The organism is Staphylococcus sp. FSL W8-0305, from assembly GCF_037966415.1.
Taxonomy (GTDB): domain Bacteria; phylum Bacillota; class Bacilli; order Staphylococcales; family Staphylococcaceae; genus Staphylococcus; species Staphylococcus aureus.
Map to the genome: position 1 here is coordinate 314,316 of NZ_CP150198.1, position 22,045 is coordinate 336,360.

At 32.2% G+C, this 22,045-nt stretch carries 20 protein-coding genes, 1 riboswitch and 1 other annotated feature; all 20 genes read left to right on the plus strand.

Annotation, left to right across the window (positions count from 1 at the left end; all coding sequences use genetic code 11):
• Positions 1–94 precede the first annotated feature (94 nt).
• The 20 genes from NST10_RS01705 to tig all read left to right on the plus strand — a co-directional run bounded on the left by NST10_RS01705 (position 95) and on the right by tig (position 21,914).
• Positions 95–796, plus strand: coding sequence for a response regulator transcription factor (locus NST10_RS01705; RefSeq protein ID WP_000080025.1), 702 nt, complete (start codon positions 95–97; stop codon positions 794–796).
• A 2-nt stretch (positions 797–798) separates the two neighbouring features.
• Complete coding sequence (locus NST10_RS01710; RefSeq protein WP_073392727.1) at positions 799–2,460, plus strand: HAMP domain-containing sensor histidine kinase; 1,662 nt, start codon at positions 799–801, stop codon at positions 2,458–2,460.
• 500 nt (positions 2,461–2,960) lie between these two features.
• Positions 2,961–4,448 (plus strand): hypothetical protein, encoded by a 1,488-nt coding sequence (locus NST10_RS01715; RefSeq protein ID WP_000849445.1) that lies wholly within the window; start codon positions 2,961–2,963, stop codon positions 4,446–4,448.
• Positions 4,449–4,740: 292 nt separating this feature from the next.
• Positions 4,741–7,371 (plus strand): DNA polymerase I, encoded by a 2,631-nt coding sequence (gene polA, locus NST10_RS01720; RefSeq protein ID WP_001038301.1) that lies wholly within the window; start codon positions 4,741–4,743, stop codon positions 7,369–7,371.
• A gap of 15 nt (positions 7,372–7,386) precedes the next feature.
• Positions 7,387–8,259 carry a bifunctional DNA-formamidopyrimidine glycosylase/DNA-(apurinic or apyrimidinic site) lyase gene (gene mutM, locus NST10_RS01725; RefSeq protein ID WP_001114454.1) on the plus strand — a complete coding sequence of 291 codons (873 nt, stop codon included), beginning with the start codon at positions 7,387–7,389 and terminating at the stop codon, positions 8,257–8,259.
• A 15-nt stretch (positions 8,260–8,274) separates the two neighbouring features.
• Positions 8,275–8,898, plus strand: a complete 624-nt coding sequence (gene coaE / locus NST10_RS01730) for a dephospho-CoA kinase (protein ID WP_001127168.1) — start codon at positions 8,275–8,277, stop codon at positions 8,896–8,898.
• Between the two features lie 169 nt (positions 8,899–9,067).
• Positions 9,068–10,093: a type I glyceraldehyde-3-phosphate dehydrogenase gene (gap, locus tag NST10_RS01735; RefSeq protein WP_000106134.1), complete on the plus strand. Its 1,026-nt coding sequence runs from the start codon at positions 9,068–9,070 to the stop codon at positions 10,091–10,093.
• 209 nt (positions 10,094–10,302) lie between these two features.
• Positions 10,303–10,773 (plus strand): transcriptional regulator NrdR, encoded by a 471-nt coding sequence (gene nrdR / locus NST10_RS01740; protein ID WP_000650082.1) that lies wholly within the window; start codon positions 10,303–10,305, stop codon positions 10,771–10,773.
• A complete protein-coding gene (locus NST10_RS01745; RefSeq protein WP_000533488.1) occupies positions 10,774–12,174 on the plus strand; it encodes a replication initiation and membrane attachment family protein in 1,401 nt (466 codons plus the stop codon).
• Positions 12,174–13,094, plus strand: a complete 921-nt coding sequence (dnaI, locus tag NST10_RS01750) for a primosomal protein DnaI (protein WP_000808621.1) — start codon at positions 12,174–12,176, stop codon at positions 13,092–13,094. The genes NST10_RS01745 and dnaI overlap by 1 nt, the downstream gene beginning before the upstream one ends.
• A 92-nt stretch (positions 13,095–13,186) precedes the next feature.
• Positions 13,187–13,282 (plus strand): hypothetical protein, encoded by a 96-nt coding sequence (locus NST10_RS01755; protein WP_016186894.1) that lies wholly within the window; start codon positions 13,187–13,189, stop codon positions 13,280–13,282.
• 224 nt (positions 13,283–13,506) lie between these two features.
• Positions 13,507–15,444 carry a threonine--tRNA ligase gene (gene thrS / locus NST10_RS01760; protein ID WP_000435132.1) on the plus strand — a complete coding sequence of 646 codons (1,938 nt, stop codon included), beginning with the start codon at positions 13,507–13,509 and terminating at the stop codon, positions 15,442–15,444.
• Positions 15,445–15,549: 105 nt separating this feature from the next.
• A riboswitch (Lysine riboswitch) is annotated at positions 15,550–15,725 on the plus strand.
• A gap of 145 nt (positions 15,726–15,870) precedes the next feature.
• Positions 15,871–17,364, plus strand: coding sequence for an amino acid permease (locus NST10_RS01765; protein ID WP_000049150.1), 1,494 nt, complete (start codon positions 15,871–15,873; stop codon positions 17,362–17,364).
• A 74-nt stretch (positions 17,365–17,438) separates the two neighbouring features.
• Positions 17,439–17,564: a sequence feature (ribosomal protein L20 leader region), on the plus strand.
• Positions 17,565–17,592: 28 nt separating this feature from the next.
• Positions 17,593–18,120, plus strand: a complete 528-nt coding sequence (gene infC / locus NST10_RS01770) for a translation initiation factor IF-3 (protein ID WP_001791219.1) — start codon at positions 17,593–17,595, stop codon at positions 18,118–18,120.
• 28 nt (positions 18,121–18,148) lie between these two features.
• Positions 18,149–18,349, plus strand: a complete 201-nt coding sequence (gene rpmI, locus NST10_RS01775) for a 50S ribosomal protein L35 (RefSeq protein ID WP_001125540.1) — start codon at positions 18,149–18,151, stop codon at positions 18,347–18,349.
• A 46-nt stretch (positions 18,350–18,395) separates the two neighbouring features.
• Positions 18,396–18,752, plus strand: a complete 357-nt coding sequence (rplT, locus tag NST10_RS01780; RefSeq protein ID WP_001138360.1) for a 50S ribosomal protein L20 — start codon at positions 18,396–18,398, stop codon at positions 18,750–18,752.
• A gap of 141 nt (positions 18,753–18,893) precedes the next feature.
• Positions 18,894–19,502, plus strand: a complete 609-nt coding sequence (locus NST10_RS01785; protein WP_000032653.1) for an NUDIX domain-containing protein — start codon at positions 18,894–18,896, stop codon at positions 19,500–19,502.
• Positions 19,503–19,520: 18 nt separating this feature from the next.
• Complete coding sequence (locus tag NST10_RS01790; RefSeq protein ID WP_001280014.1) at positions 19,521–20,450, plus strand: hypothetical protein; 930 nt, start codon at positions 19,521–19,523, stop codon at positions 20,448–20,450.
• Positions 20,451–20,454: 4 nt separating this feature from the next.
• The gene (locus tag NST10_RS01795) at positions 20,455–20,565 is read left to right on the plus strand and encodes a hypothetical protein (RefSeq protein WP_001790560.1); all 111 of its coding nucleotides are present in this window, start codon (positions 20,455–20,457) and stop codon (positions 20,563–20,565) included.
• 47 nt (positions 20,566–20,612) lie between these two features.
• Positions 20,613–21,914: a trigger factor gene (gene tig, locus NST10_RS01800; protein ID WP_000127572.1), complete on the plus strand. Its 1,302-nt coding sequence runs from the start codon at positions 20,613–20,615 to the stop codon at positions 21,912–21,914.
• The last annotated feature ends 131 nt before the right edge of the window (positions 21,915–22,045 follow it).

The window sequence follows — 22,045 nt, forward strand, 5'->3', positions numbered from 1 at the left end:
ATGTAAAAAATGTGTAAAGATAATGTGTAGGATGTTATTTTTATAAATAGTTCGGTTATAATGTAAATATAATTATAAGTTAGGGAGGCATACCATGTCGCAAAAAGTGTTGGTAGTAGATGACGAACATTCAATCGTAACATTACTTAAATATAACTTAGAAACAGCTGGTTATGAAGTTGTTGTCGCATTTGATGGTGATGAGGCTTTAGAGAAGGTAGAAAATGAACAGCCAGATTTAATTATTTTAGATGTTATGCTACCTAAAAAAGATGGCATTGACGTATGTAAGACTGTAAGAACAAATAAAAATTTAGTCCCTATATTAATGTTAACGGCGAAAAATGATGAATTTGATCGGGTATTAGGTTTAGAATTAGGTGCCGATGACTATATGACTAAGCCTTTTTCACCTAGAGAAGTTGTTGCCCGTGTGAAAGCCATTTTAAGACGTTCTCAATTTGTAAAAGAAGTAGAAGAGATTGACGATGATATTACCATCGGATCGATACGTATTAGACCCGATTATTTTGAAGTATATAAGCATAATGAGCTATTGGAGCTAACACCGAAAGAATTTGAACTGTTGCTTTATTTGATAGAAAGACAAGGCAGAGTCATTACGAGAGAGCATATGTTAAATACGGTATGGAATTATGAATTTGCAGGAGACTCAAGAATTGTTGATGTACATATCAGTCATTTAAGAGATAAATTAGAAGATAATCCTAAGAAGCCACAACTTATTAAAACTGTGCGTGGCTTAGGCTATAAATTGGAAAGACCTAAAGAATAATGATGAAGTTTCACCACCGCTTAATGTTATTGATAAGCAGTATATTAATTATCAGTTTTGTTACATTAGGCATTATTATTCACGCTTCCATCACATATGTTTTATCAGAAAAACACGAACAAGCTCTAGCAACAGATGCAAGATCATATATTTATTTAGTCCAAGATAATGAGATTGATAAAGTTAAAGAAATTGTAAAACAGCAAAATATTGATTTATTGATAACTAAAAATGATAAAAAGGTGTTTAGTAGTGGCAAACTGAAACCTACTAAAACAATTGATAATTACAGTCAAAAAAAGGACGTTTTTATTTTTAATAAGAAGGTTAACGGTTATCATGTATGGATTAAAGGTTACAATAACGATATTACAGAAATGCATTGGACGTTGTGGAAATATCTTATATTGACATGTTTAGTTGTACTTATTTGTCTGTATTTTGCAAGCCGTAGTTTTAAGCGTACTTTAATCCGTCCCATTCAAGAAGTTACTTATGCAACACAATTGTTGGCAAATGGTTATTATCACATACGTGTACCTGAAAGTAATGTTGTAGAAACTAAAGCGCTTTTTGTGTCTACCAATGATTTAGCACGACGCCTTCAAAAGCTTAATAATGAGCAAAAAATTCAATCCAACCGTTTAAAAACAACGATTGAAAATATTCCAAGTGCTATTTTAATGATAGATCGAAATGGAAAAATCGTTGTTGCAAATAAAGCGTATTATGAACAGTTCAACATCTCGCATAATATTGAACAAGTAGGCTATCACGGCTATGTTAATACTGAAATTGAGCAATTAATTTTAGAAAGTTTTAAAGTTGAAAAACCTATCTATGAACAATTGGAAGTTGCAATAAACCAAGTCCATGCCAAGTACTTTGATATTTCTTGTGTTCCGATTTTAACTAGATCTCAAAAAAGTTTGCAAGGGATTTTAGTTGTGATGCATGACATAACAAATCTGAAACAACTTGAAAATCTAAGACGTGAATTTGTAGCAAATGTTTCACATGAATTAAAAACACCTATTACTTCAATTAAGGGGTTTGCTGAAACACTTATTGATGGTGCAAAAAATGATGCGGAATCATTAGACATGTTTTTGAACATAATTTTAAAAGAATCAAATCGAATAGAATCTTTAGTAACAGATCTGTTAGATTTATCGCATATTGAGCAACATACCGAGTTAGATACAGACTATATGAATTTATCAGATTTAACGCGGCGTATTATTGATAATATGATGACTCAAGCCAATCAAAAAAATATTTCCATTCATACTGAAATTGAAAAAGATGTCATTGTTAAAGCACAAGAAAGTAAAATTGCTCAAGTTATCACGAATTTGTTAACGAATGCAATTAACTATTCTTATGAAGATGGAGATATTAACGTTCGTGTGTATCGAGATGACTTTCGTGTCATTTTCGAAGTACAAGATTTTGGTATAGGTATTAAATTAGAAGACCAACAACGTATTTTTGAAAGATTTTATAGAGTAGATAAAGCACGAAGTAGAGATTCTGGTGGGACAGGTCTTGGATTATCAATTACAAAGCATATAGTAGAGGCCCACCAAGGCAATATTGAAGTGAATAGTCAAGTTGGCAAAGGCTCAACGTTCAAAGTTATTCTAAAAGATTATAAAGAATAAAAATTAAAAGTGGTAACAGCGCGTGTATTTTTCACGAAGTTGTTGCTGCTTTTTTATTTCGTTCAAATCTCTATTGGTATTAAATTAGAGTTAATGAAGTGGAATATATTCGGTTGTCAATTTTGTCATTTGCATATGTCGTTTTGTAAGTTATAAGTAATAGATTGTTGTGAATCAAGCAATTTTATAATATATTTATTATAATAAAGAAATTTTAGTAACACGCTTAAAATAGATGCTTAATTAAAAAGTAATAAGTTTTATTTGAACGGAAATAAATCTTAATTTAAACACTTGAATACACAAGTGTAATCATTCGTCATAGAAAAAGACGAGGGACGATTTAGATAAAATGTTGAAAAGTAATATTAAATACCTTGTTTATCTAATTTGATTGAGGAAACATGCATAGGTGAAAATTAGAAATACATTAAAAATATTGAATTAATTTTTCGACCTACAAGTTGAGGAAAATTTAACTAGATTTGAGGATTAGCAAAGTGAAAACAATTCAATTACACAAGACAACTTTGATATTAATTGCGATATTATTGTTTTATACTTTTATGGGTATCTTACTACCACTCATGCACGATGATTTACAATGGTTTAGCAATTATAATACTGATATTTTAAAAGTAGGATTTGCATCACTTAATGGTCGCTATATCGGAAATATCTTTGAAATTATAGCTGTACATGTAAGCTGGTTACGTTGGCTTTCATATGGTCTCATTAGTATGGGTATCATTTGGATGATTATGCACATTACACGTTGTAAAGCGTGGACAAGCTATTATTTGTTAGCATTTTCTTTGATGTTAATTTTACCAAGTGCTATTTATGCAGATACATATGGCTGGTTTGCAGGATTTTATAATTATGCGACATCAACACTAATTTCACTCTTTATCATTTATTATTGTATTAATGCAATTATATATAAAGAAAAGCAACCGGTAAGTGTTACAGTACTATTCTATGTTTTAAGCTTCTTCGGTCAATTATTTATGGAGAATGTGACATTATTCCACTGTATCATTTTAATTTTAGCTTTTCTGTATGAATTTACTGCAAATCGAACACTTAATTATAAATTATTGTTTTCATTTATGATTGCTACTATAGGTACAATCATTATGTTTTCCAATCCAAATTATCGCAAAATTTTATTTGAAGGATCAGAATATCAACAAGTTTCTAATAATCAAGGTATCTTTTCAAAATTTGCAGAAATGATATCGACATCACTTCCATATGGTGTCATTTTCAGTCAGGTTATAATTTTAAGTATGATTGCAGCGCTTATTATTTATCTACTGCTTAGAAGTGATCGGTATTTACATTTAACAATATTAAAGCGTCGTATCATTATGATAGGATTTATCACTTTACCGCTTTATTATTTACTATTTTACAATCAGTTTTTATTAAATAAAAATACAGATATTGGATTGGTTGGTTTTGCGAACATAATTGTATGTGGTTACTTTGCGTTTTCGATATTTGTAGGTATTTATTTGTCTATTAATGATCGTAAAACACAAATTACTTTATATTCCTTACTTATTTCAATATGTGTTTCGGCGTCGACACTAGTCATTGTTACTCCAATTGAACCAGGTAATTTTTTGATTGTTTATACGATACATGTAATCATTTTAATTATTTTATTAAAAGAATTTCGGAAATATAAGTCAATCAATGTTAATTTTATTAAAGGTGCATCACTAGTTTTAGCTGTGATATATCTTAGTGCATTTATTTATGTTCATTATGAACATGAAAAAAGAGTTCAGTTATTAAAACAACAAATTAAAGATCATCCACGACAAGAGGTTTATACAGTGGAATCATTGCCGTTTGAACATTATATGCATCATCCGTCACCAATCAATAAAAATTACCAAGAGTGGTTTAATAATTATGAAGAATTACCGAAAATGACCAAAGTTAAATATATTCCATTTGGTTCTGACGATTCATAACTTATTCTTACCTATAAAAATTTATAATAGCAGCATAAAAATATTAAAAAGTAGACATAATCATGAAATGATAATGTGCATCTCAAAAGTTGGACTTTTAACCTGACTTTATTGAGTGCTCATCAAGAACAATCATGATTATGTCTTTTTATTTTTTAGCTTAGTCTATATAGTCACTTGTTTTATTTGAAATTAGGTCGTGTATAAATACTCTATGAGATAGTTTCTTTAATTACGACATCACAGTCGAATATGCTAAAATATATATAAATTAGTTCTGGAGGTTAAAATTGTGAATAAATTAGTATTAATCGATGGTAATAGCTTAAGTTTTAGAGCTTTTTATGCATTACCTTTGTTATCAAACAAAGCAGGCATTCATACCAATGCAGTATATGGTTTTGCAATGTTACTAGAGAAGATTTTAAAAGAAGAAAAGCCAAATCATTTTTTAGTAGCGTTTGATGCAGGTAAAACGACTTTCAGACATGAAAAATATAGTGAATATAAAGGTGGACGCCAGAAAACGCCGCCTGAACTAAGTGAGCAATTTCCTTATATACGCCAATTATTAGATGCTTATCATATTAAACGTTATGAATTAGATAACTATGAGGCAGATGATATTATCGGAACTTTAAGTAAAGAAGCAGATAAAGCGGGCTTTCAGACAATTATTATTACGGGAGACCGAGATTTAACACAACTTGCAACGGATAATGTAACCATTTACTACACTAAAAAAGGTGTTACTGATGTTGATCATTATACACCTGACTTTATTGCTGAAAAATACAACGGGTTAACACCTAATCAAATTATTGATATGAAGGGATTAATGGGAGATACTTCTGATAATATACCAGGTGTTGCAGGTGTTGGAGAGAAAACAGCAATAAAATTGCTGAACCAATTTGACACAGTAGAAGGTGTTTATGAACATTTAGATGAAATTTCAGGTAAAAAGTTAAAAGAAAAACTTCAAAACAGCAAAGAAGATGCATTAATGAGTAAAGAATTAGCAACGATTAATGTAGATAGTCCGATTGAAGTAAAACTTGAAGATACGTTAATGACTCATCAAGATGAACAACAAGAAAAAATCGAATTGTTTAAGAAGTTAGAATTCAAACAATTGTTGGCTGACATTGATCAATCAGCAAGTGGTGAAGATGCAATAGAAAAGACATTTGAAATTGAAACGTCTTTTGATAATGTTGATTTTACTTCATTGAAAGAAGCGACCATCCATTTCGAATTAGACGGTGGCAACTATTTGCGAAATAATATTTTAAAATTCTCTTTATTTACAGGTGAGAAACATATTGTAATTAATGCGGATGACATAATTAATTATGCTGAACTAGTTTCATGGTTAGAAAATCCGAATACGAAAAAAGTCGTATATGATGCTAAAAAAACATATGTAGCATCACATAGATTGGGAATTGATATTCAAAATATTTCATTCGATATTATGTTGGCCAGTTATATAATTGATCCATCTCGTACGATTAGTGATGTTCAATCAGTTGTTTCATTGTACGGTCAAAGTTTTGTGAAAGACGATGTGAGTATATATGGAAAAGGTAAGAAATTTAAGGTACCTGAAGATGATGTTTTAAATCCATATGTTGCTTCTATTACTGATGCAATTTACTTTGCGAAACCAAATATGGATAAACAATTAGAAGAATACAATCAGGTAGAACTCTTAGCTGATTTAGAGCTACCGCTAGCTAAGATTTTAAGTGAAATGGAAGAAATTGGTATATATACAGATGTTCATGATTTAGAAGAAATGGAAAAAGAAATTCAAGAAAAATTAGACGTCTTGATTCGAAATATCCATGATGCAGCTGGTGAAGATTTTAATATAAATTCTCCTAAGCAATTAGGTGTTGTATTGTTTGAGACATTACAATTACCTGTTATTAAAAAGACGAAAACAGGATATTCTACTGCTGTAGATGTCTTAGAGCAATTGCAAGGTGAACATCCTATCATTGATTATATTTTAGAATATCGTCAATTATCTAAGTTGCAGTCTACTTATGTTGAAGGATTGCAAAAGGTAATTAGTGATGATCAACGTATCCATACACGTTTTAACCAAACTTTAGCGCAAACTGGACGTTTATCAAGTGTAGATCCTAATTTACAAAATATTCCGGTTAGACTTGAAGAAGGGCGTAAAATAAGAAAAGCCTTTAAACCAACTTCAAAAGATAGCGTTATATTATCAGCAGATTATTCTCAAATTGAATTGCGTGTATTAGCACACATTACACAAGATGAGAGTATGAAAGAAGCATTTATCAACGGCGATGATATTCATACAGCAACTGCTATGAAAGTATTTGGTGTAGAAGCTGATCAAGTCGATAGTTTAATGCGTCGTCAAGCAAAAGCGGTTAACTTTGGAATTGTTTATGGGATAAGTGATTATGGTTTAAGTCAAAGTTTAGGTATTACTCGTAAAAAAGCAAAAGCATTCATTGATGATTATTTAGCTAGTTTCCCAGGTGTAAAACAATATATGTCTGATATTGTAAAAGATGCCAAAGCTTTAGGTTTCGTGGAAACATTGCTACATCGTCGACGCTATATTCCTGATATTACGAGTCGTAACTTTAATTTACGTGGCTTTGCTGAACGTACTGCTATGAATACGCCAATACAAGGCAGTGCTGCAGATATCATTAAACTGGCAATGGTTAAATTTGCGCAAAAAATGAAAGAGACAACATATCAAGCTAAACTATTATTACAAGTACACGATGAATTAATTTTTGAAGTACCTAAGTCAGAAGTAGATTCATTTAGTGAATTTGTAGAAGAGATAATGGAAAATGCATTGCAATTAGATGTTCCATTAAAAGTAGACTCAAGTTATGGTGCAACTTGGTATGATGCAAAATAAAGTGAGGTTAATGGTGTGCCCGAATTACCAGAAGTAGAACATGTAAAAAGAGGAATTGAACCCTACGTTATAAATCAGAAAATTGAACACGTTATATTTTCGGATAAAGTAATCGAAGGTAAAGCTCAAGGCAAGGAAACAATTATAAAAGGAATTGAATTAGATACTTTTAAAACTTTATCGGAAGGCTATACCATTACTAATGTAGAACGAAGAAGTAAATATATCGTTTTTCAACTAGATAATAAACGAGAACAACGTACATTAATTAGCCATTTAGGTATGGCGGGTGGTTTTTTCATTGTAGATGAACTTGAAGATATTATGATACCTAATTATCGTAAGCATTGGCATGTTATTTTTGAGCTGTCAAATGACAAAAAGTTAATTTATTCAGATATACGTCGTTTTGGAGAAATTAGAAATGTTGCGTCTGTAGCATCTTATCCTTCATTTCTGGAAATAGCGCCTGAACCTTTTACAAATGAAGCATTGACGTATTATTTAAATCGAATTCATCAACAGTCTAATAAGAATAAACCAATCAAACAAGTGATTTTGGATCATAAAGTAATCGCAGGTTGCGGAAATATTTACGCATGTGAAGCGTTGTTTCGTGCAGGTGTTTTACCAGATAAAAAAGTAAAAGACTTAACACACCAACAACAAGAAATGGTTTTTTATTATGTTAGAGAAGTACTAGAAGAAGGTATTAAGCATGGCGGTACAAGTATTTCAGATTATCGTCATGCTGATGGAAAAACTGGTGAGATGCAATTGCACCTCAATGTATATAAGCAGCCGGTATGCAAAGTGTGTGGAAGTCAAATTGAAACAAAAATCATCGCGACAAGAAATAGTCATTATTGTCCAGTATGTCAAAAATAAAGAAAGAGTGAAATTATGCCGAAAGTTATTGGTCTAACAGGTGGAATCGCCTCAGGAAAATCAACAGTATCAGAACTCTTATCCGTATTCGGTTTTAAAGTAGTAGATGCTGATAAAGCAGCCAGGGAAGCTGTTAAAAAGGGGAGTAAAGGTTTAGCTCAAGTACGAGAAGTCTTTGGTGATGAAGCAATTGATGAAAATGGTGAGATGAATCGTCGTTATATGGGTGATTTAGTGTTTAACCATCCAGAAAAACGCTTAGAATTAAATGCTATCATACATCCTATCGTGCGAGATATTATGGAAGAAGAAAAGCAAGAATATTTAAAACAAGGATATAATGTAATCATGGATATTCCATTATTATTTGAAAATGAATTGGAAAATACAGTAGACGAAGTGTGGGTTGTATACACTTCTGAAAGTATACAAATGGATCGTTTAATGCAACGTAATAATTTGTCATTAGAAGATGCAAAAGCTCGTGTCTATAGCCAAATTTCTATTGATAAAAAAAGCCGAATGGCCGATCATGTTATCGATAATTTAGGGGATAAACTTGAATTAAAACAAAACCTTGAGAGATTGTTAGAAGAAGAAGGTTATATTGAAAAGCCGAATTACGGAGAAGGAGATTAATATTACTCTATAAATAAGTCATTACTTTACGTATGCGTGGATGTATGTAAGTAATGACTATTTTTTATAAAAAAGATAAATAAATCAACGGAAAACGCTTTCAAATTTCATATAATATGCTATACTAATTCCATAAAGTATAACACATAAAAATCAAGGGGTGCTTTTAATGTCAACGAATATTGCAATTAATGGTATGGGTAGAATTGGAAGAATGGTATTACGTATTGCATTACAAAATAAAAATTTAAATGTAGTAGCGATAAATGCTAGTTATCCACCCGAAACAATTGCACATTTAATCAATTACGATACAACACATGGAAAATATAATCTAAAAGTAGAACCGATTGAAAATGGATTGCAAGTTGGAGATCACAAAATTAAATTGGTTGCTGATCGCAATCCTGAAAACTTGCCATGGAAAGAATTAGATATCGATATTGCTATAGATGCAACTGGTAAATTTAATCATGGTGATAAAGCCATCGCACATATTAAAGCAGGTGCCAAAAAAGTATTGTTAACTGGTCCTTCAAAAGGTGGACATGTTCAAATGGTAGTTAAAGGCGTAAATGATGACCAATTAGATATAGAAGCATTTGACATTTTTAGTAATGCTTCATGTACTACTAATTGCATTGGTCCAGTTGCAAAAGTTTTAAATAATCAGTTTGGAATAGTTAATGGTTTAATGACTACTGTTCACGCTATTACAAATGACCAAAAAAATATTGATAATCCACATAAAGACTTAAGACGTGCACGCTCATGTAATGAAAGCATTATTCCTACTTCTACTGGTGCGGCGAAAGCTTTAAAAGAAGTATTACCAGAATTAGAAGGTAAATTACACGGCATGGCATTACGTGTACCAACAAAGAATGTATCGCTCGTTGATTTAGTTGTTGATTTAGAAAAAGAAGTAACTGCAGAAGAAGTAAACCAAGCTTTTGAAAATGCAGGTTTAGAAGGTATCATTGAAGTCGAACATCAACCACTAGTGTCTGTTGATTTTAATACTAATCCACATTCAGCTATTATTGATGCAAAATCAACAATGGTTATGTCGGGGAATAAAGTAAAAGTTATTGCTTGGTATGATAATGAATGGGGTTATTCAAATAGAGTTGTAGATGTCGCTGAGCAAATTGGAGCACTTTTGACATCAAAAGAAACTGTAAGTGCAAGTTAATACAATTAATTTATAGCCTAACTCTGACCTCGGAGTTAGGTTTTTTATTTTTAATATAATAATATTGTCATGCTTATTACTTAATAAGTAACGATATAATGTTTTTTATTGTTTCATTATTTGGTTAAATGAATTAAATTGAGGGATTCTTTTTTCATCTCTAGATTTATAGTATAATTAGGCATAATCAAAATAAAGAGGGTGATGTAATGAAATGCCCGAAATGTAATTCTACACAATCTAAAGTTGTAGATTCAAGGCATGCCGATGAATTAAATGCCATTCGAAGACGAAGAGAATGTGAAAATTGTGGAACACGTTTCACTACATTTGAACATATCGAAGTTAGTCAGCTTATAGTTGTGAAAAAAGATGGCACAAGAGAGCAGTTTTCAAGAGAAAAAATACTTAATGGACTTGTGCGTTCTTGTGAGAAACGACCAGTTAGATATCAACAACTTGAAGACATAACAAACAAGGTTGAATGGCAATTACGAGATGAAGGTCATACGGAAGTGTCTTCACGAGATATAGGTGAACACGTTATGAACTTGTTAATGCATGTTGATCAAGTTTCATATGTTAGATTTGCATCAGTCTATAAAGAATTTAAAGATGTTGATCAATTGTTAGCATCGATGCAAGGGATTTTAAGCGAAAACAAACGGAGTGATGCTTAAATGGGACGACAAGCCTTTGAATTCGGCTTAAGACCAAAGGATCAATTCAAAGTTATGCAACACTTTGATTTAAATACGAATCATTTAGAGGTATTGAATCGACTGTATACACCGCTAATTGGAACACAAGCAGTGGGTTTATACCATTTTATGACTCAATTCGTTAAAGAAAGTCATAATGAAACATTGATTCTTTCTCATTATATTTTTATGAATGAACTTAAAATTAATTTACTAGAGTTTAGACAACAAATGGACTTACTTGAAGCGATTGGATTGTTAAAGGCGTTTGTCAAACATGATGAACAAGAAACACAATTTGTTTACCAATTAATTCAACCGCCTTCAGCACATTTATTTTTTAATGATCCAATGTTGTCAATCTTTTTATATAGTGAAGTCGAGCATCGTCGATTTCATGAGTTGAAGAAATACTTTGAGTACCAACAAATTGATTTGAGTGAATTTAAACAGGTAACGAGACAATTTACTGATGTTTTTAAAGTGCCGTCTACAAAAATAGATATCGATACAAGTGATATTCCGATTAATGAACCGTACCAAGGAATCGATTTATCAAATGAATCTTTTGATTTTGAAATGTTGAGACAAATGTTAGGTAAACATTTTATTAGTCAAGACATTGTTACCAAAGATGCAAAGCGTTTAATTACACAACTCGCGACTTTATATGGTTTAACAGCAGATGGCATGAAGCATGTTATTTTAAATTCAATTACAAGTGGACAACAGTTATCCTTTGAAGAAATGCGTAAACAAGCACGCTCGTATTACTTAATGGAACACGAAAATCAAATGCCTAAATTACAGGTGAAATCTCCTGCTACATCATCTTCGACGGCCAAATCTACAGAAGCGAATCCAAAGCCACAAAGTGATGAATGGTTTGAATTACTTGAACAAACGAGTCCAATTGATATGTTAGCTTCTTGGTCTGAATCAGAACCAACTATATCGCAAAAGACATTGGTTGAAGAATTAATTGAACGTGAAAAAATGTCTTTTGGTGTCATTAATATTTTGTTGCAATTTGTCATGTTAAAAGAAGATATGAAACTTCCTAAAGCGTATATTTTGGAAATAGCATCAAATTGGAAGAAAAAAGGTATTAAGACAGCTAAAGAAGCATATAATTACGCTAAAAAAGTTAATCAACCTAAAAATGAGGGTTCTAGCGGAAATTACCAAAAGCGTGGTTCATACTATGGGCAGCGTAATCGCATTTCAAAAGAAAAAACACCTAAATGGTTAGAAAATAGAGATAAACCTAGTGAACAAGATTCGGCTAAAGATAATAGCGTAGATGATCAACAATTAGAGCAAGATCGACAAGCATTTCTAGATAAATTATCTAAAAAATGGGAGGAGGACAGTCAATAATGAAGCAATTTAAAAGTATAATTAACACGTCGCAGGACTTTGAAAAAAGAATAGAAAAGATAAAAAAAGAAGTAATCAATGACCCAGATGTTAAGCAATTTTTGGAAGCGCATCGAGCTGAATTAACGAATGCTATGATTGATGAAGACTTAAATGTGTTACAAGAGTATAAAGATCAACAAAAACATTATGACGGTCATAAATTTGCTGATTGTCCAAATTTCGTAAAGGGGCATGTGCCTGAGTTATATGTTGATAATAACCGAATTAAAATACGCTATTTACAATGTCCATGTAAAATCAAGTACGACGAAGAACGCTTTGAAGCTGAGCTAATTACATCTCATCATATGCAACGAGATACTTTAAACGCCAAATTGAAAGATATTTATATGAATCATCGAGACCGTCTTGATGTAGCTATGGCAGCAGATGATATTTGTACAGCAATAACTAATGGGGAACAAGTGAAAGGCCTTTACCTTTATGGTCCATTTGGGACAGGTAAATCTTTTATTCTAGGTGCAATTGCGAATCAGCTCAAATCTAAGAAGGTACGTTCGACAATTATTTATTTACCGGAATTTATTAGAACATTAAAAGGTGGCTTTAAAGATGGTTCTTTTGAAAAGAAATTACATCGCGTAAGAGAAGCAAACATTTTAATGCTTGATGATATTGGGGCTGAAGAAGTGACTCCATGGGTGAGAGATGAGGTAATTGGACCTTTGCTACATTATCGAATGGTTCATGAATTACCAACATTCTTTAGTTCTAATTTTGACTATAGTGAATTGGAACATCATTTAGCGATGACTCGTGATGGTGAAGAGAAGACTAAAGCAGCACGTATTATTGAACGTGTCAAATCTTTGTCAACACCATACTTTTTATCAGGAGAAAATTTCAGAAACAATTGAATTTTAAAATGATTGGTGTATAATGAATACAAATCTAAATCGTTTAAATGATTGAAGACAAGATGATCTAATCAATATTACACAGAAAGCCATTGTTTGATGAGAATATGGTTAATAAATTAGATGATTACTACTTCATTTATGGTATTTGTAATGAATACCCGGATCAAGACCGTTATCTTAAGTAGAGATATTTAATACATAACTTGTATTAAATAACTAGGGTGGTACCACGACGATCTCGTCCCTTGTATAGGGGCGGGATTTTTTGTTTTTTTCAGACATAAATGTTTGTTGGTGTCATAAATTCTCTGTTTATTGTTAATAGGTTTAATGTTAAAACGATGATTGTTGTTCAATTTTTTAACGAGGTCAGATAAAAGTATTTATAAAGCAAATAGGAGGGTTTAACATGGAACAAATTAATATTCAATTTCCAGATGGTAATAAAAAGGCGTTTGATAAAGGTACTACTACTGAAGATATAGCACAATCAATTAGTCCTGGATTACGTAAAAAAGCTGTTGCCGGCAAATTTAACGGGCAACTTGTAGATTTAACTAAACCGCTTGAAACTGATGGATCAATTGAAATTGTGACACCAGGTAGTGAAGAAGCGTTAGAGGTATTACGTCATTCTACTGCACATTTAATGGCACACGCGATTAAAAGGTTATATGGTAATGTTAAATTTGGTGTAGGTCCTGTAATAGAAGGTGGCTTCTACTATGACTTCGACATTGACCAAAACATCTCATCTGATGACTTTGAACAAATTGAAAAAACAATGAAACAAATCGTTAACGAAAATATGAAAATCGAACGAAAAGTGGTTTCACGAGATGAAGCGAAAGAGTTATTCAGCAATGATGAATACAAATTAGAATTAATCGACGCGATTCCTGAAGATGAAAATGTAACATTATATAGTCAAGGTGATTTTACTGATTTATGTCGTGGAGTTCACGTTCCATCAACAGCTAAAATTAAAGAGTTTAAACTATTATCTACAGCAGGTGCATACTGGCGTGGAGATAGTAACAACAAAATGTTACAACGTATTTATGGTACTGCTTTCTTTGATAAAAAAGAATTAAAAGCACATTTACAAATGTTAGAAGAGCGTAAAGAACGTGATCATCGTAAAATTGGTAAAGAGTTAGAATTATTCACAAATAGCCAATTAGTTGGTGCTGGTTTGCCATTATGGTTACCTAACGGTGCAACAATTAGACGTGAAATTGAACGTTACATTGTTGATAAAGAAGTTAGCATGGGGTATGACCACGTTTATACACCCGTACTTGCTAATGTTGATTTATACAAAACATCTGGTCACTGGGATCACTATCAAGAAGATATGTTCCCACCAATGCAGTTAGATGAAACTGAATCTATGGTATTACGTCCAATGAACTGTCCACATCATATGATGATTTATGCGAATAAACCACACTCATATCGTGAATTACCTATACGTATCGCTGAGCTAGGAACTATGCATAGATATGAAGCAAGTGGTGCTGTATCAGGATTACAACGTGTTCGAGGTATGACTTTAAATGATTCACATATCTTTGTTCGACCTGATCAAATTAAAGAAGAATTCAAACGCGTTGTAAACATGATTATTGATGTATATAAAGACTTTGGTTTCGAGGATTATAGCTTTAGATTAAGTTATAGAGACCCTGAAGATAAAGAAAAGTACTTTGATGATGATGACATGTGGAATAAAGCTGAAAATATGCTTAAAGAGGCAGCGGATGAGCTTGGCTTATCGTACGAAGAAGCGATTGGTGAAGCGGCATTCTATGGTCCGAAACTAGATGTTCAAGTTAAAACAGCGATGGGTAAAGAAGAGACATTATCAACAGCACAACTTGATTTCTTATTACCAGAACGTTTTGATTTAACTTATATTGGTCAAGATGGTGAACATCATCGTCCAGTTGTTATTCATCGTGGTGTTGTATCAACAATGGAACGATTTGTAGCATTTTTAACTGAAGAAACTAAAGGTGCATTCCCAACTTGGTTAGCGCCAAAACAAGTTCAAATCATTCCAGTTAACGTTGATTTACATTATGATTATGCGCGCCAATTACAAGATGAATTGAAATCTCAAGGCGTTCGTGTAAGTATTGATGACCGTAATGAAAAAATGGGTTATAAAATTAGAGAAGCTCAAATGCAAAAAATACCTTATCAAATCGTAGTTGGGGATAAGGAAGTTGAAAATAATCAAGTGAATGTGCGTCAATATGGATCACAAGACCAAGAAACAGTTGAAAAAGATGAATTTATCTGGAATCTAGTTGATGAAATTCGTTTGAAAAAACATAGATAGACAGTTGTCGCAATAAAATGCTTTGAAACTTTTATTGCGTATCAAGTTTTACAGGGTTGATTATGCGTGATGAATCCTGTATATTACAAGTTAGTTAAAATATTAAATTGAGTTAGAGGTTGCATGTTTAATTAGTAACTTGTCAGAAGTATTTATGGTACATAAGTTGAACAAGTGAAAGGTAAAGATGCCGAAATAGATATAAACCATAAATTATATCTATTGGGACAGTTTTCGAATAGGAACTGTACTGTCACAGAATGTGATGTGCTACCTTATATAGATAATTGCCAAAGTGGTTGCATATCTTAAAGGTATGTAGCCACTTTTTTACTTTTAATATCACTATATTCTGTAAAAAAAGGGTATGAAAGTAAATAAAGGTTATTTATTACTTGGCCTCTAAAACATGGAAAGGGAGCTTATATGTCAAAAGTTCAAAATGAAAGTAACAATGTTGTCAAAAGGGGACTTAAAGATCGTCATATTTCTATGATTGCGATTGGGGGTTGTATTGGTACAGGTTTATTTGTAACTTCTGGTGGAGCAATTCATGATGCAGGTGCTTTGGGTGCATTAATAGGATACGCAATTATCGGAATAATGGTATTTTTCTTAATGACGTCACTTGGCGAAATGGCTACTTATTTGCCAGTATCAGGCTCATTTAGTACATATGCTACAAGATTTGTTGATCCATCTTTAGGGTTTGCGCTTGGTTGGAACTATTGGTTTAACTGGGTAGTAACTGTAGCAGCAGATATTACGATTGCAGCACAAGTCATTCAATATTGGACACCATTACAAGGCATACCAGCTTGGGCATGGAGTGCGTTGTTCTTAGTTATAATTTTTAGTCTGAATTCGTTATCGGTTCGCGTCTATGGTGAAAGTGAATACTGGTTGGCATTGATAAAAGTGGTTACAGTTATTGTTTTCATTGCAATTGGTTTATTAACGATTGTCGGAATCATGGGTGGTCATGTTGTAGGATTCGAAATATTTAATAAAGGTGAAGGTCCTATTCTTGGTGGAAATCTAGGCGGAAGTTTATTATCTATTTTAGGTGTATTCTTAATTGCTGGTTTTTCATTCCAAGGTACAGAGTTAATAGGTATTACAGCTGGGGAATCAGAAAATCCTGAACGTGCTGTGCCGAAAGCGATTAAACAAGTATTCTGGAGAATTTTATTATTTTACATTTTAGCCATTTTTGTTATCGGTATGTTAATTCCTTATGATAGTAGTGCATTAATGGGAGGCGGTAATGACGTTGCAACCTCTCCGTTCACGCTAGTTTTTAAAAATGCAGGATTTGCTTTTGCAGCCTCATTTATGAATGCTGTTATCTTAACATCAGTTTTATCAGCAGGTAACTCTGGAATGTATGCCTCAACGCGTATGCTTTATTCAATGAGTAAAGATAAATTGGCGTTTGAAACATTTGGGAAAACAAATAAAAATGGTGTGCCATATATGTCTTTATTAGTAACTGCAATTATTGTAGTCATCATATTTGTGGTACAAAGTGTTACAGAAGGTGCTTATCAATACATCGTTGCTGCAAGTGGGTTAACTGGCTTTATTGCCTGGGTAGGTATCGCAGTGAGTCATTACCGATTTAGAAGGGCATTTGATAAACAAAATTATGATAAATCTAAATTGAAATATACAGCTAAATGGTTTCCGTTCGGACCTATTTTTGCAGCTATTTTATGTATTGTTGTAATCATCGGTCAAGATGTTGACTTTATTAAAACAGGAGATTTTAATTTTAGTCGCTTCTTAATTACGTATATGGGAATCCCAGTATTTTTAGCATTCTTTATTTATCATAAGCTTCGATATAAAACGAAGAAAATTCCATTAGAACAAGTAGATTTACGTCAAGACGTGTCAATGGATGAAATAAAAGGTTAAAATAAAAATAATTACAGTTATGGTGTTGACTTAAATGTGAATTGTTGATATGATTAACAACGTTGAATACGAAACGAACCAAGTAGAAGCACCCGCTTCTCACCTGTAGCGACGCATAAAGCAGTTGGCAGGTTAATCACATTACACATAACTGTGTATTAGGAAGAGCGGGTATTTTATACCTGCTCTTCCTTTTTGCTTGGTGCAAATTTCGTAAAAATTTTGGAGGTGTCAACCATAGCAAAAGATCAAACTCAAATCAATGACAAAATTCGTGCAAAAGAATTACGTTTAATCAGTCAAGATGGTGAACAAATTGGTGTTAAATCAAAGCGTGAAGCTTTAGAAATGGCTGAACGTGTAGATTTAGACTTAGTGGTCGTTGCACCGAATGCGAAACCACCAGTTGCAAGAATTATGGATTACGGTAAATTCAAATTCGAACAACAGAAAAAAGAAAAAGAAATGAAAAAGAAACAAAAAATTATCAATGTTAAAGAAATTCGTTTAAGTCCAACAATTGAGGAACATGATTTCCAAACTAAGTTGAAAAACGGACGTAAATTCTTAACTAAAGGCGATAAATGTAAAGTATCTATTCGTTTCAGAGGGCGTGCCATTACGCATAAGGAAATTGGTCAACGTGTGCTAGAAAAATATGCAGATGAATGTAAAGATATAGCAACAGTTGAACAAAAACCTAAAATGGACGGGCGTCAAATGTTTATTATGTTAGCGCCAACAGCTGAAAAATAATTAAAGCTATTACAGGAGGACTTATATTATGCCAAAAATGAAAACTCACCGCGGAGCAGCTAAACGTGTTAAAAGAACTGCTTCAGGTCAATTAAAACGTTCAAGAGCTTTCACATCTCACTTATTCGCAAACAAGAGCACTAAACAAAAACGTCAATTACGTAAAGCTAGATTAGTGTCTAAGAGCGACATGAAACGTGTAAAACAATTATTAGCATACAAAAAATAAGAACAAATACAGAAATCGGTAGGAATTACCTAAGGAGGAATTTTTTATGCCACGAGTTAAAGGTGGAACAGTAACAAGAGCGCGTCGTAAAAAAACGATTAAATTAGCTAAAGGTTACTTCGGTTCAAAACATACATTATACAAAGTAGCTAAGCAACAAGTAATGAAATCAGGTCAATACGCTTTCCGTGACCGTCGTCAACGTAAACGTGACTTCCGTAAATTATGGATTACACGTATCAACGCAGCAGCTCGTCAACATGAAATGAGCTACTCACGTTTAATGAACGGTTTGAAAAAAGCTGGTATCGACATTAACCGTAAAATGTTATCAGAAATTGCAATTTCTGACGAAAAAGCATTTGCTCAATTAGTAACTAAAGCTAAAGATGCTTTAAAATAATAACACTTATAAAAAAGAGATGGCATTGTCATCTCTTTTTTATTTTTTAAATAGCAAAATGCCACATTTAATCGCTAAAATATGACATATTTGCTAAAATGCATTTAAGAGAACAAACATTAAAGTGAGGAGTTTTATGCGATGTCTAAATTTGATGAACAAATCATTGTAGTACCTAGAGAAATTATTTTTAATAATGAAAAGAATACTTTCAATGGGTTTTTAAATAAGAATAAACTAGAAGGTCAAAATATTTTTGATGCGCTAAGTCAATATGAAGTTAAGCGACGCGGCGATATGGAAGAGGATCCATCATATAAACAACTCATTTCTTATTGTTTACTTGAAAATGAGCATGGCGAGATATTAGTGTATGAACGATTATCTGGCGGTGGAGAAGCTCGATTGCATGGACAATCTTCAATAGGTGTAGGCGGTCATATGAATGATGTTCCAGGAGCAGAATCTATTAACGAAGTATTGAGAGTTAATGCACAGAGAGAATTAGAAGAAGAAGTAGGTTTAAGTGAGCAAGATTCACAAAATATGGAATATATCGGTTTTATTAATGACGATAATAACGAAGTGGGCAAGGTACATATTGGTGTTGTATTTAAAATCACTGTAAGTACGAATGATGTAGAAGCTAAAGAAACAGATACTTTACGAATAAAATGGGTTGAAAAAGGCAACATAGAGTCATATGATGATTTCGAGACGTGGAGCGCATTAATCCTTCAAGATTTATAATCAAACGAGGTGACATATATGTCAGATATTATTCAGTTTCCTAACTCTTCGAAAAAGTTATATAAAGATATAAAACGTGCTGAACAAGACCAAAACTATGACCTGATGTATGAATATATTGTACAATATGAACGTCAATTTGAACTCACTGAAGAAATAGCAATGATGAAATGCCGTATGTTATATGAGACGGGGTCATTTCTTGAATTAAGAGAAGAAACAATTGTCTTATTGAAAACTGGCATACAACAATATGATGCATTGATGATTTATTATGTGAAAAGTTTGATAGGTTTGGAACAATATTTTGAAGCGGTAGAAGTAATTCATCAAATTATTGATGAGGTCAAAGATCACAAAACAAGAATGGCATTACATCCTCTTAAAGAATTTGCTAAGTCAAAATTAATTGAAGATGAAAAACGATTGACACAGTCATTAACTGATTTTGATACGTTATCAATGAGGGAACAGACGCACTTGATTTTGAAGTTAATAGACAATGGTCATTTTCAATTTCAAGAAACGGTATTATATATATTGAAATCTAATATGTACAGTTATAAACTAATTAGTTTAATGATTGAGTATTTAAGGTTCGCAAATTGTACACAAGAACTGACAATTGAAAAGTATGGTATGGATATAACTTTTGTACCAGCTAATTTAAAAGGGCTAGAACATACAACACTGAAAGAAAAAGTTATACCTAACGTTATGGAAACATTAAATGAAGGTGCTTTACATATCGCTGAAGAAGCACACCATATTATGAATAATCACTCTATCATGATTTATCCAATTGATATTGAAACTTTGTTTGAAACGAATAAATGGATTAATGCATACGAATGTTATTTCAAAAATATGTTAGGACTTAAATGTGAATTACAAAGTATCGATGCATTTAATTTTATTCAGCAATTAGATTTGAATAATAATAGTTAAATTGTTGCAAAATAATACTCAGCATTTTAATATAGTTTTGACGAAAAAAGTTGATTTACAAATATATAAACGTTGTGATTTCAATGTTTGTATAGGGAATAGACCTATGATATAATAGGGAAGTTGAAAAAATAAATTAGTTAATCATGGAGGTATATATACATGACAGCAACTTGGGAAAAAAAGGAAGGTAACGAAGGTTTATTAACAGTTACTGTTCCTGCAGAAAAAGTAAACAAAGCGTTAGATCAAGCATTTAAAAAAGTGGTTAAACAAATTAACGTACCTGGATTCCGTAAAGGTAAAGTGCCACGTCCAATTTTCGAACAACGCTTTGGTGTAGAAGCATTATATCAAGATGCTATCGACATTTTATTACCAGATGCTTATGGTGAAGCAATTGACGAAACTGATATTAAACCAGTTGCACAACCAGAAGTAAGTGTTACTCAAATTGAAAAAGGTAAAGATTTCATTTTTGAAGCAACAGTTACAGTTGAGCCAGAAGTTAAATTAGGAGACTATAAAGGTCTTGAAATTGAAAAACAAGAAACTGAATTATCTGATGATGAGTTACAAGAAGCAATTGACCACAGCTTAGGACATTTAGCTGAAATGGTAGTTAAAGAAGATGGTGTTGTTGAAAATGGCGACACAGTTAACATCGACTTTAGTGGTTCAGTTGACGGAGAAGAATTCGAAGGTGGACAAGCTGAAGGTTACGATTTAGAAATCGGTTCAGGTTCATTCATTCCTGGTTTCGAAGAGCAATTAGAAGGTATGAAAGTTGACGAAGAAAAAGATGTTGTCGTAACATTCCCAGAAGAATACCATGCTGAAGAATTAGCTGGTAAAGAAGCAACTTTCAAAACAAAAGTTAACGAAATTAAATTTAAAGAAGTTCCAGAATTAACTGATGAAATTGCTAATGAATTAGATGCAGAAGCAAATACAGTAGACGAGTACAAAGAAAACTTACGTAAACGTTTAGCTGAACAAAAAGCTACAGATGCAGAAAATGTTGAAAAAGAAGAAGCGATTACTAAAGCTACTGATAATACAACAATCGATATTCCTGAAGCAATGGTTAATACTGAATTAGATCGTATGGTGTCTGAATTTGCACAAAGAATTCAACAACAAGGTTTAGATTTACAAACGTACTTCCAAATCTCAGGTCAAGATGAATCTCAATTAAGAGAGCAAATGAAAGACGATGCAGAACAACGTGTTAAAACTAACTTAACTTTAACTGCAATCGCTGAAGCTGAAAAAATCGAAGCTACTGATGAAGATATCGATAAAGAATTAGAAAAAATGAGTAAACAATTTAATATCTCAGTTGAAGATATCAAAAATACTTTAGGTAATACTGATATCATTAAAAATGATGTTCGTATTCAAAAAGTTATCGATTTATTAAGAGATAACGCAAAGTTCGTTGAAGGAACTAAAGAAGATTAATCTTCATTAAATATTAAATTACAAAAATGAGTAGCAGATGCATAGCTTATGTATCTGCTACTATTCTTTAAGCAAAAAGTTTGTATGTTAATATGTTGCATTGTAATATCCAATCTAGTATAGTCTTTAAC

Bases quoted from the DNA above. Each gene is read 5' to 3' on its own strand.
- dnaI (WP_000808621.1), top strand. From the start codon at position 12,174: ATGAAGCAATTTAAAAGTATAATTAACACGTCGCAGGACTTTGAAAAA.
- rplT (WP_001138360.1), top strand. From the start codon at position 18,396: ATGCCACGAGTTAAAGGTGGAACAGTAACAAGAGCGCGTCGTAAAAAA.
- tig (WP_000127572.1), top strand. From the start codon at position 20,613: ATGACAGCAACTTGGGAAAAAAAGGAAGGTAACGAAGGTTTATTAACA.
- NST10_RS01745 (WP_000533488.1), top strand. From the start codon at position 10,774: ATGGGACGACAAGCCTTTGAATTCGGCTTAAGACCAAAGGATCAATTC.
- NST10_RS01765 (WP_000049150.1), top strand. From the start codon at position 15,871: ATGTCAAAAGTTCAAAATGAAAGTAACAATGTTGTCAAAAGGGGACTT.
- NST10_RS01710 (WP_073392727.1), top strand. From the start codon at position 799: ATGAAGTTTCACCACCGCTTAATGTTATTGATAAGCAGTATATTAATT.
- nrdR (WP_000650082.1), top strand. From the start codon at position 10,303: ATGAAATGCCCGAAATGTAATTCTACACAATCTAAAGTTGTAGATTCA.
- gap (WP_000106134.1), top strand. From the start codon at position 9,068: ATGTCAACGAATATTGCAATTAATGGTATGGGTAGAATTGGAAGAATG.
- coaE (WP_001127168.1), top strand. From the start codon at position 8,275: ATGCCGAAAGTTATTGGTCTAACAGGTGGAATCGCCTCAGGAAAATCA.
- NST10_RS01785 (WP_000032653.1), top strand. From the start codon at position 18,894: ATGTCTAAATTTGATGAACAAATCATTGTAGTACCTAGAGAAATTATT.
- NST10_RS01705 (WP_000080025.1), top strand. From the start codon at position 95: ATGTCGCAAAAAGTGTTGGTAGTAGATGACGAACATTCAATCGTAACA.
- rpmI (WP_001125540.1), top strand. From the start codon at position 18,149: ATGCCAAAAATGAAAACTCACCGCGGAGCAGCTAAACGTGTTAAAAGA.
- thrS (WP_000435132.1), top strand. From the start codon at position 13,507: ATGGAACAAATTAATATTCAATTTCCAGATGGTAATAAAAAGGCGTTT.
- NST10_RS01790 (WP_001280014.1), top strand. From the start codon at position 19,521: ATGTCAGATATTATTCAGTTTCCTAACTCTTCGAAAAAGTTATATAAA.